A 15,104-nucleotide genomic window follows, 5' to 3' on the forward strand; every position below is an offset into this window, starting at 1 on the left:
TCGGGATCACCAAGGGGGATACTAAAATGGCTAATCAAGGATTAACAAAAACGCGGGTTAAAATGTATAAGCACAAGAAGCTATGGATGGTCATGGGTGTCACCTCGACGATGTTAGCACTTGGAACCATCGCAGCAACGCCAGCACAAGCGGCAACTGACGATGCGGGTCAAAACAGTGTCACAACGTCCACTAGTGCAGGGACGTCGGCCGGTTCGGCGGCTTTAAGTAACGCCAAAGTTACACCGGCTAGTGCTGAACCAGCCACGTCAGCAACCAGCGGCGACGGATCGACTAATTCTGGTCAAAGCGCAACCAGTGGTGAACCAGCATCCGCAACTAGTGAAGCTGGTTCTGAAGGCAGTCAAGCCGCATCGAGTGTCGGTAGTACTGCTACTTCAGCCGCTAGTGACGGGGCAACCTCAACGACTTCTGCTAGTGACGCCAAATCAGTGGCTAGTCAGGCAACGACAAGTACCGCACCAACTAACACCAATCCGGCGCCAGCCAACCAAGTCAAAAGTTCACGGATGGCAGCACCAGCAGTGCCGACTAAAGCCACTGATACGACCACGCCAGATGATACGGTCGTGACGATTGCAGATGCCGACTTGAGTAATGCGATTAAAAAAGCTTTATTTGTAGATACTAGTAAAACATTGACGGTTGGTGATATTCGACATTACAATAGCACTCAGCACGGGCGGTTAACTGTTAATACTGATGCGACACCGGTGACTACGCTAGCCGGGATTGAAAATCTTAATTATCTGACAAGCGGGCCAATTAGTTTGACGATTCGAATCAAAGATAGTGCAACTGTAAGTATGGATTTAAGTCCGTTAGCAACTTTGAGTTTGTACCAATTAACCATTGAATCGACTTATCTAGGTTACGTTAATCTCAAGCCATTAACCGCGATTAATACGGATAACCTGTGGTATGTCGATATCAATCCTAATGAGTCACCTTATCAAGGACATCAATATGGGATGACGAATGCCCAATTAAAAGAATTGAGTGGCTGGTTAACTGCTATGGGAAATAATAAATTATCGGGTAACTATATTGGCTTAACCGGCAACTGCTTGACGGACTTTTCATCGTTAGCAGGCATTCATAAGTCTGGGGTCTTTATTGCGGCTGGCGGTCAAGTCGTCATGAAAACCAATGAGACACCGGTTAATGTGGTCACTGGTCAATCGGCAGTCTTTACCGGCATGACGATTACTGGTGTTCAGGGTGAAACGATTAACGATGCGTTTGGCTATACGTTCAATACAGCTGATGGCACAGAACAACGGTTAACTAATTTAGGCAATAATCAGTATCAGATTGATGATATTCAACCAATTAGTGGGTTTGATGGTTATATCGTTTATGGTAACTTAGGTATTCCATACTCTGATAAATGGGAACCTGGTCGCTATGTAAATGTCACTTATAGCAATGGGGTATCATTCCGGACCGATATGCGGATTTTCCAACCGGCTAATTTTCAGTCTGTATCAACGGTTACCGTTAAGTATGTGGATACTAAAGGGCGGTCAATTACTGGCTTGCCTGATCAAGTTGTGAGCGGAACCAAAATCGGTGATAGTTTTGATTTAAGTCAATACATGCACGTTGCAAATTATGTGGCCTTAGCGACTAATGGCCCAATTAAAGGAACGTTCAGTCAAAATCCACAAATCTTGTATATCATGATGATTCCGAATACGCCTGCTGGCCAAGTTAACGTCGCTTATGTTGATGATGCCGGTAACGTCTTAGCTACGGATACGGCAACTTATCCAAATGGTCAAATCGTGGACTTAACTTACCAGACGACGCAAAAGGCGTTTGATGGCTATACGTTTAAAGGCATGGCTGAGGGCAGCTTGGCAGCTAATGGGAACTTAACTGCGGCTGGCGGTACCGTGACTTATGTTTATACGAAGAATGTTGTGTTGACTGGCGATGCAACGGTGACTTACGTTGATGATACGACCGGTCAGACTTTGGCAACGGATGTCTTAACTGGTGACCAAGGCACGACTGCGGACTATACAACGGCTAATAAAGTGGCTAGTTATTTGAAAGCTGGTTATGAACTAGTTAATGATGAGGTACCAACCGATGGGATTGTTTATGGCGAAGAACCTGCAAGCTATGTCGTTCATTTGACGCATCAAGTGACTGCAATTACTGATACTGAGGCGTTACAAAAGACGATTACGCAAACCATTCACTATGTTTATAGCGATGGGCCGACCGCGGCCGCTGATAAAGTGGCGACGATTCAGTTCACACGGACCGGCACAACGGATGCTGTTACCGGGGTAAGCACGTATACCGATTGGGTCACTGAACAACCTACTGGCTTTGCCGCTCAAGATTCACCAGTGATTGCGGATTACACGGCTGATCAATTAGTCGTTGCCGCAGTGCCAGTAACGGCGGCTAGTTCCGACATGGTGATGACCGTGACTTATATGGCTAACCCTGTTAAGCCAACTGATCCCGATACTGGTGATAATGGTGGTGGAACGACGACACCAACTGATCCAGATACCGGCGATAATGGTAGTGGAACGACGACACCGACTGATCCAGATACCGGCGATAACGGTGGTGGAACGACAACGCCAACCAATCCGGATCCCGATAATAACGGTGGCAGTACCACGACGCCAACCACACCCGATACTGATGATAATGGTGTGGGCGACGCGATTAATGTGGCCACTCCTGAGGTTACGACACCAACCGATGTTGATAGTGGTCAAGCTGACCATATTCAAGTGGCACCAGTTAAAAAAGCAACATTGCCAGCTAAGACAACTGAAACAAAGCTGGCACCAGCTGGTGATACTATAAATGCTGCACCACAAGCATTAGGGACAACCAAAGCTGCCGTCAAGACACAAGTTGTCAAAACAGCGACTCATGTTAAGACCACGACCGATTCAAAGCCAGCTGCTAGTGCTTCTGCGGCCAAGACCGGATTACCGCAAACCGATGAGGCGCAACGTCCGACCACCGCTTGGTTAGGATTAGGGCTTTTGTTTAGCTCGTTGTTAACGGCTGCTGGTTTTAAGTCTCGTCAACATTAAGATATAATCGAAAAAACGCTGATTTAGTGCGAGAAATTGCATTGAATCAGCGTTTTTTATGTGAGTGAACAAATTAATTTACGGCCGGTATTAAGTTTGCTAATAATGACGGCAAAATTGGTTTGTGAGGGGCTTACCTACGCTATTCAGTGTGACGAAAACGATTACAGGCATAATTGAAATTAGTTAAGCGGGGCAATCTATTTGAACTGACATTACTATAATTTATGGTTGAGTTTAAGCATTGTTAGCCTATTGAACTATCAGTGAAACGGCTCTATGATAATAGTATAAAGTTAATTATTAAAAGTGATTTAATTATTCATAAGGACGGCTAGCAACCATCAGCTTAGGGGGATACACTAATGTTAACAACTCAAAGAACTAAAGAACACGTTAAGATGTATAAGCATAAGAAGCTATGGATGGTTATGGGGATCACAACGGCAGTGATGGCGATGTCTACCACGCGACTAACGGTGGCCAATGCAGATACGAACCAACAGACTCCAACGACGACTCAAGTCAGCAGTGCTGCCAGCTCGTCGACTAGTCAGGCCTCGAATAGTACCGCACCTAGCGCTACTAGCAGTGTGACGAGTGAAAGTAAAGTTAGTGGTCAATCAGCAGCGAGTGCGCCAGCCAGTGCCACATCTTCAGCCAATTCGAGTGTGAGTCAAGCACCAGTCAGTGCGACTAGTGGCAATTCAGCGGGAAGCGAAGTTGCTAATAGCGCAACGAGTGCCGGCAATTCAGCTGCTAGCAATGCCAGTGCGGGTTCTGCAAGCTCACAAGGGTCGCAAGTCAGTGAACAGGGCCCGGTTCAGTCAGTTGCCAGCCAAGCTCGCGGTAGAATGGCGCGCAGTGTGGTCAGCACGGGAACAACGACCACGACGACCACAACTACGGATAAGACGGATTCAGACACGAAGACGCCTGATCCAGCAACCGTAGTGACGATTCCTGATGCTAATTTAAGAGCTGCAGTTAAAAAGGGCCTTGGTATTGCAGACGATAATGATATTACAATTGGCAAAATTGCGAATTATCGTGGTTATTTAGATATTTCAACTGCGGGTTTAATGCTCAATGATGTTCAAGTGTCTGATGAGATACCAGTTGAAAGTCTGGCAGGTATTGAAGCGTTGCAATATTTACCAAGTTCAGTGCCACTGAGTTTGACGATTGTTGCTGCTAATACTGAAGCGGGGATTAGTATTGATCTAACACCATTACAGGCATTACATTTAACACGATTATATTTATACTTACCGTTTCCGGCTAAAACTGACTTAACACCATTAACAAGCATTGATCCTAGCAATTTTATTACGATTGACATTTCACCAAGTATTGGCCAGTATCAGGGTCATCAATATGGGATGACTAACGCCCAATTGGCATCATTGGGTCCCTGGTTAACCGCCATTGGGAATAATGGTCATGCCCCTTATATTGGAATCGATAATAATTCCTTGTCCGACTTTTCACCATTAGCCGGAATCACTGGCAATGCTTTTATTGCGGCGGAAGGTCAAATGATTATTAACTGGAACAACACTTTGAATTTGGTAAAGGGTCAACCAGTAACGTTTACGGGGATCACGTTAACTGGACTTAAAGGTGAAACGATTAATAATGCGTTTGGGTGGAGCTTTAATACGAATGTTGCTGGTCAACAAAGAATCACGTCTTTAGGCAATAATCAGTATCAAATTGACAATGTCCAACAATATCCGACCGTTAAAACATTCTTGATTTATGGCAATATTGGCTATGTTTATTCGGACTACTATTATCCGACCCCACATGGTGATTTTGTGGAAGTAAAATATCCTGATGGGACAACTTTGATTACCGACATGCAAGTCTACCAAAGTGCCCATTTCCAAGATCATCCCAACGTGACTGTCAAATATGTTGATCAAAATGTCAAGCCGATTGCGGCATTGCCTGATCAGGTTGTGAATGGTGTTGATGTCGGTGATAGCTATGATTTAAGCAGCTACATGAACGTACCTGGTTACAAGGTCGTTGCTCGGACCGCGCCGTTGACGGGGACTTATACATTGGACCCACAATATCTATATTTGATGGCCGTACCGGATGTGCCAGCTGGTACTGTGACTGTCAATTATGTGGATACGGACGGTCAAGTCTTGGCAACGACAGAAGCCACTTATCCACGGGGGCAATTAGTAGATTTGACGTATACCACGACGCAAAAAGCGTTCGATGGTTACACCTTTAGTCAACTTGGCACTGACAGCTTAGCGGCTAATGGCACTTTGACCGTGGCTGGCGGGACAGTTACTTATGTCTATACGAAGAATCCAGTCTTGATGGGCCAAGTTACCGTTAATTATGTCGATGATACCACCGCAACAACGTTAAAAACGGCGACTTTAACTGGAGAACAGGGAAGCGCCGTGATCGATGATACCGCAACAACTATCGCGGACTACCTGGCAGCAGGTTACGAGTTAGGCCAAAATGACTTGCCAACGACTAGCTTCAATTATACCGATACCGCTCAAACGTACACGGTCCATTTCAAACATCAATTGACCGCACTGACGACGGCTAGTGACTTGCAAAAAGCCGTCACTCGGACGATTCATTACGTTTATGCAAACGGCAAAACAGCAGCTACCGACCAAGTGGCAACAGTTAACTTTACGCGGACTGGTCAAGTGGATTTGGTGACCGGCGTCAAGACCTATACTAATTGGGTTGCTGAAAATGGCGCAGCGAGCTTTGCTGCCCAAGTCTCGCCAACAATTGCTGACTATACCGCTGACCATTTGACGGTCGCGGCCGTGCCAGTTACGGCTGCCAGTGCTGATCTAGAGACAACGGTGACTTATACTGCTAATCCAGTTCAACCGACCAAACCAGCTACCAATCCTAACCAGGGGGTCACACCACCAACGAAGCCGGCGACTGATCATAATACTGGCGTGACGACGCCAACTGAACCGAATCCGGATCAGGCTGGTGCGACGATCAATCCAACTAGTCCTGATACTGGCGCTGCGGATGAGGTCACGGTGACGACTGACACCAAGCAACCAGTTACGACCACAGCGCCAACGGTTGTAGATGATGGTGTTGGCGACACGATTGCGCCGACACCAACCAATGTCGATACTGGTCAACCGGTTAAATCAGCTAGTGCTAAAACGGTTGAGTTAGCTCCGGATGGTGATGCCTTGAATGCGGGTGTTAGCCGGACGACAGCTCAGGTATCGCAACCAACGACTAAATCAGTGGTTAAGACGGCATCCGTTGTCCCAGTCAAAGCAGCGTTTAAACCGGTCACTAGTTCAAAGCTGGCGACCTCGGCGTTACCACAAACTAGTGATGCCAATCAACCGGCGACGGCTTGGTTGGGTCTCGGCGTCTTGCTAACTAGTCTATTAACGGCACTAGGATTTAAAGCTCGGAAACAAGATTAGTGATTAAAAAATCCCCAAGGTAGATGTGTACGTCACATCCACCTTGGGGATTTTAGTCGGCTAGTTTTAGAAACTACCGTTAGTCTTTAAAATTTCAGCGCCTTTGTTGACCATTAAGTAACCGGCACCGCTTTGATCGAATTGTAAGCCTTCGAATTCACGTTGACCAGATAACTTAACGGCTTTAACATCCTTAGCTTTCAACTTACCTAACTTGCTAACAGGGACAGATGAAATGCTGGAGTTAGAAACGAAGTACAAGCGATTGTTCTTCTTATTATAAGCAATCGATTGTGACTTCCAACCAGGATTATGACGTAAACCTTGCATGATTAAGTGGAACTTGACAGACTTCTTATTGATCTTACCTTTGTAAATCTTGAGACTGTCTTTAGGTGCCCAGCCGCCGTATGAGTAAGTGTAGAAGTAGGCGTTCCCGTTCTTATCAAAGGTCAAGTTTTCACCCATTGCCACAGTCGACTTCAAGGTGAAGTTGATCCGTTTGTTAGGCTTCAATGTCTTGGTGCTAACGCGTTGAACGTTAGCTTTGACATTGGCACTACCGACAAACCAAAGTTCGCCGTTCTTAGGGTTCATGGCTAATGATTGCCCATGCCCCGCGTTAAAGGTTGGGCCAACTTGCATACAGTTTAAAATGGCCTTATCGTTAGCGGTTAGCTGATTGACACTCTTATCGTAGGTAGCACGCCGTAATGCAGTCATGTTGGTTGTTGAGACGTGGTACTTGTTGCGCAAGGTTGCCAAGTCATACTTAACCACGCGACCAGTTTGGCTAGCTTTGTTGAGCATGACTAAGGTGTATAACGTATTCCTGTTTTTAGATAAGACTTCACTTTGTGGATTGCCCCAATCGCCAGAAGTGGCGTAAGTGACAGGCAAGTACAGGTTCGTCTTGAACGTTAGCTTTTTAACGGTCCCAGCTGTCCGGGTAATGGTGCCAGGCGTCGTTTGATACAAGCCGCCGCGGTCATAACCGGGGGCTGATTGATAACTATAAGCGCCTTGGTAATAATTTTTATTATTAACCGTTTTATATTTTTTAACATTATAGTTCGCTAGGGCATTGCCCTTTTGATTGTACGTTGCCGCAGAGACCGCGGTGACTGCACTTAACCCTAAAACTGTTGCAAAAATGGCAGTACCCAACTGCCGAGACCAATTTTTCATAACTAACATTCCTCCAAAAATTTTATCTTACGATATTAAATATACCACTAACAACGACTAAGAAAAATAGTTGCTGGTTTAAATCGTTAACAATGGCTTGAATTTAAATTGATAGATGGCTAGGCCGATGATGAAGGTGATTAAGTCGGCAATTGGCTGCGACCAGACCACGCCTAGATAACCAAACCAGTTGTCGGCTAAAACAATCACGATTAGGAAAACTAAGCCCTGACGTGAAATTGACATAATGAAGGCGCCCAGCGCTTGACCAGTCGATTGAAAGACGGTTGTAAAGACGAGAATGGCCCCGATAAATGGGGTTGTACTGAGCAAGCTACGCAATAAGAGACTGCCCGCTTTAATAATCGCAGGTTGCGGCATGAACCAACTGACTAAGGTGGGGGCGACTAACATCAGTAGACTGGCGAGAATTAAGGCCAAGCCGGCTTCAATAAATAAATCAAACGCAATGATTTTCTTCAAGCGTGGGAATTGTTTGGCACCAAAATTATAGCCGACGAGTGGCTGGACACCAAACGCAAACCCAACCATCAATAGCATGACGACCATATAGATTTTATTGGCAATTCCAACGGCGGCGACTTGGGTCGTGCCAAAATGAGCCAAATAGTTATTTAATAAGGCTGTCCCAAAGCTTTGCATAAGATTAGTAATGGAAGCTGGAATCCCAATGACGAGAATGGCACGAATTAAGTGACCACTGATGCGCATTTGATGCCAATCGACGGTATTGACTTGGCATTGTTTTAAAACAAAGTAGATCAAAACAATATCGGTCAACGCGTAGCCGGTAACCGTCGCTAACGCTGCCCCGGCTGCCCCGCCATGTAATGGGAAGATAAAGATAGGGTCGAGGATAATCGTTAAGACGGTGCCGACGACTGTCGCAATCATGGATTGTTTAGCCAAGCCTTCCGTCCGAATTAAATTACTGGGTACCAAAGAGAAAATAATAAAAATTGCCCCCCAGGCCATGATGTGATAAAACTGGGCCGCATAGGGATAAGTGGCGGTGGTTGCCCCGAACAAATTCAGAATTGGTGTCTCAAAGCTTAATAAGAGCGCAGTGACAACTAGTCCAGTAGCCAGAGCAACATAAGCACAAAAACTACTGACCCGGCGGCTGGTAGCAGTGTTCTTTTGACCCAACAACCGCGACATTAAGGCACTGCCGCCCAAGCCGAAAATATCACCCACGGCCAGCATGAACGAGAATAGCGGGGTACATAACGCGACTCCGGCGACCAGACTCGTATTTTGAGTTTGCGAGACAAAAAAGGTGTCAGCCAAGTTATAGATCATACTGGCTAACATCCCAAAGACAACGGGTAATGCTAATTGAAAATAAGCCTGTGGAGTCGGCTTTTTGACGAATAATTCTTCCATAATACTTGAACTCCCAACTAAAAAAGATAACTGTCTTTAAAGTTAAGCTTATCGCAACGACTTTGCAAGGGGCAGGATTAGATGCCACTCTGGTTGGTTGCTAAAACACTGGCCCAACCAGAGTGAAAATTATCATCACTTTAATATTAATGAAGCGTTAATATTTGTACCTATTTAAATTTCAAAACCTTTAATTAAGTTTGGGAAGGCCTAAAAAATTACTGACTACTGTGTCAATTCGTGTTAGGCTAATATGAAGAAAATTATATGCTTAAGAGCGTGGGGCTAAAATATGAAGTTAAAAACAATGGATAACATCGTCTTTGTGGGGATGCTGTTAGTTCTGATCTATCAGTATACGTTACTTTATTTGAGTGTGATCAATGGGTCGTGGCTGAACTTTGTCTTGGTCGCGGGGGCTTTTGGGCTGGGTTTGTTGCTAGGGCGGACGACTTATATCTTATTAGGAGCGGTCCTGTCACTAGTCATGATGAGTGTCGGGTCAATGATGTTGATTTTTCCATATACGCGGGTCCTGTACTTTTGGTCGGCAATTGCCTTTATCACGATTACGCCACTGACGACCTATATGATGTATTTGCTGGATCATCAATTATTAAAACGAAAAGCTTTGGCCCAAGAATTAGCCTTTCTCAATCAAGCTAAGCCGGACTTGGAAGTCGTGACCGGTGCCTTAAATGAAACGGCGTTGGAACAAGCGGTGCAACGTGAATTAAAACTCGTTTATTATCATGAACAAGATTATCGGTTTACATTGACAATGGTCAAGCTGGATTTCTTAGAAAACTTAATTAACTTTCTAGGTAATGATCGGTTTAATGAGTTGTTGCGGACAACGGCGCGTCATTTAGAAGGCATGCTGTTTACTGTCGACCATTTGTATTACGTGGGCGCGGGCAAATTCGTGGTGCTATCACCGATGTTAGGCGCTGACAATGCGCCAATTATGAAGCAAAAGATTAAGGCGCGGGTTGAAGAAATCGCTAGTGAATTTGGTTTGGCGACCCATGCGCTCGTGTTGCGTATGGGTCAAGTCTCATATTCGACCCAAGATAAAGTGCTGGATCATAACGTCTTGGATACGTTGCAGGACTTAGATCGCAATGCTGAGACCGATATTGTTAAAGAGTATTTATAGGGGGCGGTTACCGTGGGACTAGTGAGTTGGTTATTACCTTTAAGTTTAGTTGTGACGATTTCGTTTGGCATTGTCGTGGCGATCTTAGCAGTCTGTTGGTGGCTGATCTTTCGGCGCACAATTCGGACATTCAATACGGAAGGGAAGTCGAAGCCTCGTGATTGATTTCTTCTATGTCGCGGCCATCGTGACGATTTGGCTGTCGATTATCATGACAATCGTGACCCTTACCGGTGGTGTGATTTTTATCTTCCGACACATGCAACACACCGATGCCGAGCATTTACCAGCGTTAAGTCGCTATCCCAAGGTGACGATTGTGGTTCCCGCGCATAACGAGGCGTTGGTGATTCAAGATACGGTGCAGTCAATTCTGCGGCTACATTATCCACATGACCGCGTTGAGTTATTAGTCTATGCCGATAATTGTGAAGACGCCACTGCCGATCAAGTGCGAGCCTTAATGGCGATCACTGAGTTTAAGGACCGCAACTTTCGCGTGATTGAACGGACAGGGAGTGGTGGTAAAGCGGGGGTTTTAAACGATGCCTTGAAGATTGCGACTGGTGAATACATTGGGGTTTATGATGCGGATGCGGCGCCCGAGACAAATGCGTTGTATTTCCTGATTCAAAAAGTCTTGGAGAATCCAGAACGGTATGCGGCGGCATTCGGTCGAAACAAAACGCGCAATTATCAGCAGAACTTTTTAACCCGGTGTATCAACCTGGAAATTGTCAATACGCAGCGGATTCAACATACCGGACTCTGGCAATTATTTAAGATCGGTCGGATTCCGGGGACAAACTTTATTATTAACAAAGCCGTCGTACAAGCATTGGGTGGCTGGAATAATGGCGCGTTAACGGAAGACACGGCCATTTCTTTCAGTTTGATGCGAGAAGGCAAGCTGATTGCGCTTGCCCATCGAGCCGAAGCTTTCCAACAAGAACCAGAAACGTTATTTGCCTATTATAATCAGCGTAAACGGTGGGCACGTGGCAACTATGAAGTGATTATGGAGAATTTGAAACACCTTTTTGATGGATCAGCATGGCGAATTAAGTTGGAAGTCTTTTACTATGTCTGTACGTTTTTCTGGTTTAATGCTGCGATTACGATTTCTAATGGGATTTTCGTGGTGAATATCTTTTTGGGGTTATTACAATTGGGTATCCCACAAATTCATGAACTAGTGACGTTAGGTGGGCCGTTATCCATCTTATTTTTAGTGAATTGGTTGTTGATGTTCTATTTGTATTTATTGCAAATCAATATCGCTTTAGCGAGTGATTATGGGCAAGCAACGATTACAAACTTCTTATACTCGATTATCTCGTATTTTACTTACGCCCAGTTATTTATCGTAGTCTCATTGGCTGCGGTGGGGGCCATTATTCGCGATAAGATCACTGGTACCCGGCATACGAAATGGTATAAGACGCAACGGTTTTAAAGAGAGTGGGGAATTAAATGAAACATCGACGAATTTGGTGGTTAATTGGGGCATTGGTAGTGCTGGTTATCGGCAGTCTGGGGACGGCAATTTGGGTCACGGTGCAATCACAGTCAGTGACCGCAACGACGCCAGCAACGACCGTTACCCAGCATTATCGCAGCTGGCAGACGGCTTATTTAGCTGATACCGGTACGCAAAAATTTGTGAAAACGAATAACGGTAACGGTCATTTACAAACCTTGTCAGAAGCGCAAGGTTACGGCATGTTGATTACAGTGATGGCGGCCCAACAAGGAGTTCGCACGCAAAATACGTTTAAGCAACTAACACATTATTATCTGGCGCATCGGTTGAGTAAGGCATTGCCCTTAATGGCTTGGCGGCAGACACAAACGCGGGGTAAGATGCGTAGTACTGCTGCTGAAAAGACGAGCGCGACTGATGGTGATTTGGACATTGCCTATGCATTGATTTTGGCGGACCAACAATGGGGCAGCCGTGGAGACGTTAATTATCGGCAATTAGCGCAACGCTTGATCAAAGCAATTAAACGGACTGAACTGAATCCGACGACTAAGCTACCACGGGTCGGCAATTGGGCGACGACCGGTACTGATGCGAATCTGGTCCGGACATCGGATTTGATGACGGTTGATTTTCGTAAATTTGCCAGTTATACCCGGGATGGTAGTTGGACGCGGGTAGCTCAAAATAGTCAATCGCTCTTGCAACGGCTTAGTCAAAAGCAGGCGACCGGCTTGATGGCTGATTTTGTGACGGTTACCGGAGCTAAAGCGACGATTGGTGCGGTCAAACCGAACCAAGTAGCGACAAGTCATGATGCGCAGTACGGCTATAACGCGTGTCGGGTGCCATGGCGGGTTGCGGTTGATTATCAGACCACGCACAGTCAGGTCAGTCGACAAGTCTTACAAAAGATGTTGACGTTTTTTGCTAAGCAGCATCAGCTGACTGCCATCTATCGTTTGAATGGGCAAGCAGTGACGAGTTATGCGAACCAGGCGTTTACAACTCCCATAGCCTATGCGGCACAAGTTATGGATCAATCAGCGTTAACTAAACGGTACGGTGATAGTTTGACCCATCATATCAGTGGGAATAATTATTATCCGGAAACCATTCAAATGTTGATGTTGTTACAAAGTCAATCAAAATAAAATGGGTTAATGATTTTGACCTTTTGACGACAAAAATGACGTTCAGGTAGTGAAATCTGCGTTTTATGTGTCTGGCTGGCCTAAAAATCATCAAGGTGCTAAAATAAATAAAATCATTAAAACAGTCCAATTAAACAGGCTTTTTTTGACGCTTAGCTGTAAGTTCAAAAAGGTGTTAGGACGGCGAAACGATGCGATGCAGGTCATTTTTTTAAAATGGCGGTCGCAGTTTCGTCGTCTTTTTGCTATATTTCCATAATAAATTATTCAATAAAATTTCATAGTTAGTTAATAGAATTAACCGTGAGACATGATTGTCATTATTTTTAAGGAGATGGATTATAGTGAAACAACAACACCGCCGTGCCATAGTGATCACTGCTGTGGCCGCGCTAGCTTTGGTGATTGCTGGCTGTTCAACGAAATCAGCAACGAATTCGACAACCAGTAGCGCCAATCGTCAGTCTAGTAGCAGCGTTCCGTTGTCAACTAGTCAAATTAAGAAAAACTTGGATAGTCGGCTGATCAGTACCCGTGAGGATCGGCAGGCCAGCTTAACGAAGACGTATCGCGCTGCTGCTAAAAGTAGCCAGTATACGTTAAGTAATCCATATATTAAGGTCAACCCGTATAAAACGTCGCCATTGTCTGCCTTGGTCACATTTAAGACTAAGACGGCGGCGAAAGTCTCTTATACTGTCGTTGGGAAGACCAGCGGCACGTCATTAACGAATACGGTACACGGTGGTTATACCAAAACGCATCAAGTGCCGGTCGTCGGCTTGTATGCCAATTACAATAATACGGTTAAGCTTAAGGTCACCACGAAAAATGGCCAAACAACGACCCAACAGGTGACCCTGAAAACCGGTGCCTTACCAAAATATGTGAAGAATGCAACGGTGACGGTTAAGAACGTTGATAAGTCCAAGATGTCGATTGGCAGTAATAAGTTAACGTTGCTTAATCGAACGACCAAAGAACCGATGGCGGTCGATGCTGATGGTGCCGTGCGGTGGTATTCAACCAATTATTCGCAGCATATCTTTGAACAGTGGTCAAACGGGCATATTATGACGTTGACGAAGAAAAATAATAGTTCACAAGTCTACAATGATCTAACTGAAATTGATTTGTTGGGCCGTGTTTATCATGAATATAGCTTCTCCAGCAAGACCGGGTCGTCAGATTCGTCAACTGGCTCGGCAGCGGTGGCGAATAAGAAGAACACGGTCAGTTACTCAACATTGATTCATCATGACATTATCGAATTACCAAACCATAATTTGTTAGCGACGGTTTCGGATGGGTCAAAGTACAAAGAAGATACAATGGTAGAGATTTCACATCAGACTGGGAAGATCGTTAAAGTTATCGACTTGAAGAAGTTACTACCGAAGTCGATGTGGCGTCACTACAAGAAGGGTGCCGATGGGAAGATTGATTGGTTCCATCAAAATGCCATTGATTACGATAAGAATGATGATAGTATCCTGATTTCAGGTCGGAATCAAGATATGATCATGAAGCTGGATTACAAGACGAACAAGATCAAGTGGATCTACAGTGGTAAGAAGAAGTCAACTTGGCCTAAAGCTTATCGTGGCTTGATCTTAACGCCAACGAAGGGGACCACGATTACGGGTGGTCAGCATGCCTTGTACTTGTTAAAGGATACGGCTAATAATTCAACCAGTGAAGATGTCATCTTGTATGACAATAATACTAACGTCACTAATGGTAACAAGGCGACTTCTGGCAAGTATTCACAGGCTGTTCAGTATCATATCGATACGAAGAAAATGACGATTGATCAGACTTGGGCCTGGGGTAAATCATTAGGTAAAGCCAACTTTACGGATGTGATTGGTTATGCCGAACGTCAGTCAAATGGGAATACGTTAGTTGATTTCGGGTTTAAAGATACCGGGAAACAAAGTAATGTGGTTGAAGTCACAAAGAGCGGTCAGCAAGTTTGGAACATGACGATTAAAAACGCCGCCTCCAAAGCATATGTTTATCGTGCTTATCGGATGCCGTTCTATGATTCGGCTTACGTTTTTGACGCGACAAAATAAGAAATGAGTGCCAGCTTGAAAGCTAATTTCGAGCTGGCTTTTTATTTGAGCTGACACTTGCCGTCTAACTAGAGTAGCCAGT

At 45.0% G+C, this 15,104-nt stretch carries 9 protein-coding genes; 7 read left to right on the forward strand and 2 right to left on the reverse strand.

Annotated elements, in window-relative coordinates; all coding sequences use genetic code 11:
• Positions 1-26: 26 nt before the first annotated feature.
• Both FFM77_RS09890 and FFM77_RS09895 read left to right on the forward strand, forming a co-directional pair.
• The gene (locus tag FFM77_RS09890; protein ID WP_171001601.1) at positions 27-3,095 is read left to right on the forward strand and encodes a mucin-binding protein; all 3,069 of its coding nucleotides are present in this window, start codon (positions 27-29) and stop codon (positions 3,093-3,095) included.
• A 365-nt stretch (positions 3,096-3,460) separates the two neighbouring features.
• The gene (locus FFM77_RS09895) at positions 3,461-6,553 is read left to right on the forward strand and encodes a mucin-binding protein (RefSeq protein ID WP_137635600.1); all 3,093 of its coding nucleotides are present in this window, start codon (positions 3,461-3,463) and stop codon (positions 6,551-6,553) included.
• Between the two features lie 66 nt (positions 6,554-6,619).
• On the opposite strand, the gene FFM77_RS09900 is transcribed toward FFM77_RS09895, so the two are convergent.
• The gene (locus FFM77_RS09900; protein ID WP_223876819.1) at positions 6,620-7,741 is read right to left on the reverse strand and encodes a hypothetical protein; all 1,122 of its coding nucleotides are present in this window, start codon (positions 7,739-7,741) and stop codon (positions 6,620-6,622) included.
• Positions 7,742-7,819: 78 nt separating this feature from the next.
• Positions 7,820-9,148, reverse strand: coding sequence for an MATE family efflux transporter (locus FFM77_RS09905; protein ID WP_137635602.1), 1,329 nt, complete (start codon positions 9,146-9,148; stop codon positions 7,820-7,822).
• Positions 9,149-9,440: 292 nt separating this feature from the next.
• Here FFM77_RS09905 and FFM77_RS09910 point away from each other — a divergent pair, with 292 nt between their 5' ends.
• The 5 genes from FFM77_RS09910 (at position 9,441) to FFM77_RS09925 (ending at position 15,022) form a co-directional block, all read left to right on the forward strand.
• Positions 9,441-10,307 carry a GGDEF domain-containing protein gene (locus tag FFM77_RS09910; protein ID WP_137635603.1) on the forward strand — a complete coding sequence of 289 codons (867 nt, stop codon included), beginning with the start codon at positions 9,441-9,443 and terminating at the stop codon, positions 10,305-10,307.
• Between the two features lie 12 nt (positions 10,308-10,319).
• A complete protein-coding gene (locus tag FFM77_RS14015; RefSeq protein ID WP_171001602.1) occupies positions 10,320-10,472 on the forward strand; it encodes a hypothetical protein in 153 nt (50 codons plus the stop codon).
• Positions 10,465-11,763, forward strand: a complete 1,299-nt coding sequence (locus FFM77_RS09915) for a glycosyltransferase family 2 protein (RefSeq protein ID WP_379892190.1) — start codon at positions 10,465-10,467, stop codon at positions 11,761-11,763. Before FFM77_RS14015 ends, FFM77_RS09915 begins: the two co-directional genes overlap by 8 nt.
• Positions 11,764-11,780: 17 nt before the next feature.
• Entirely contained in the window at positions 11,781-12,944 is a 1,164-nt protein-coding gene (locus tag FFM77_RS09920) for a family 8 glycosyl hydrolase (protein ID WP_137635604.1), read from the forward strand.
• Positions 12,945-13,288: 344 nt separating this feature from the next.
• Positions 13,289-15,022 (forward strand): aryl-sulfate sulfotransferase, encoded by a 1,734-nt coding sequence (locus tag FFM77_RS09925; protein WP_223876820.1) that lies wholly within the window; start codon positions 13,289-13,291, stop codon positions 15,020-15,022.
• Positions 15,023-15,104 lie beyond the last annotated feature (82 nt).

Source organism: Lactiplantibacillus songbeiensis, from assembly GCF_005405125.1.
Lineage (GTDB): Bacteria > Bacillota > Bacilli > Lactobacillales > Lactobacillaceae > Lactiplantibacillus > Lactiplantibacillus songbeiensis.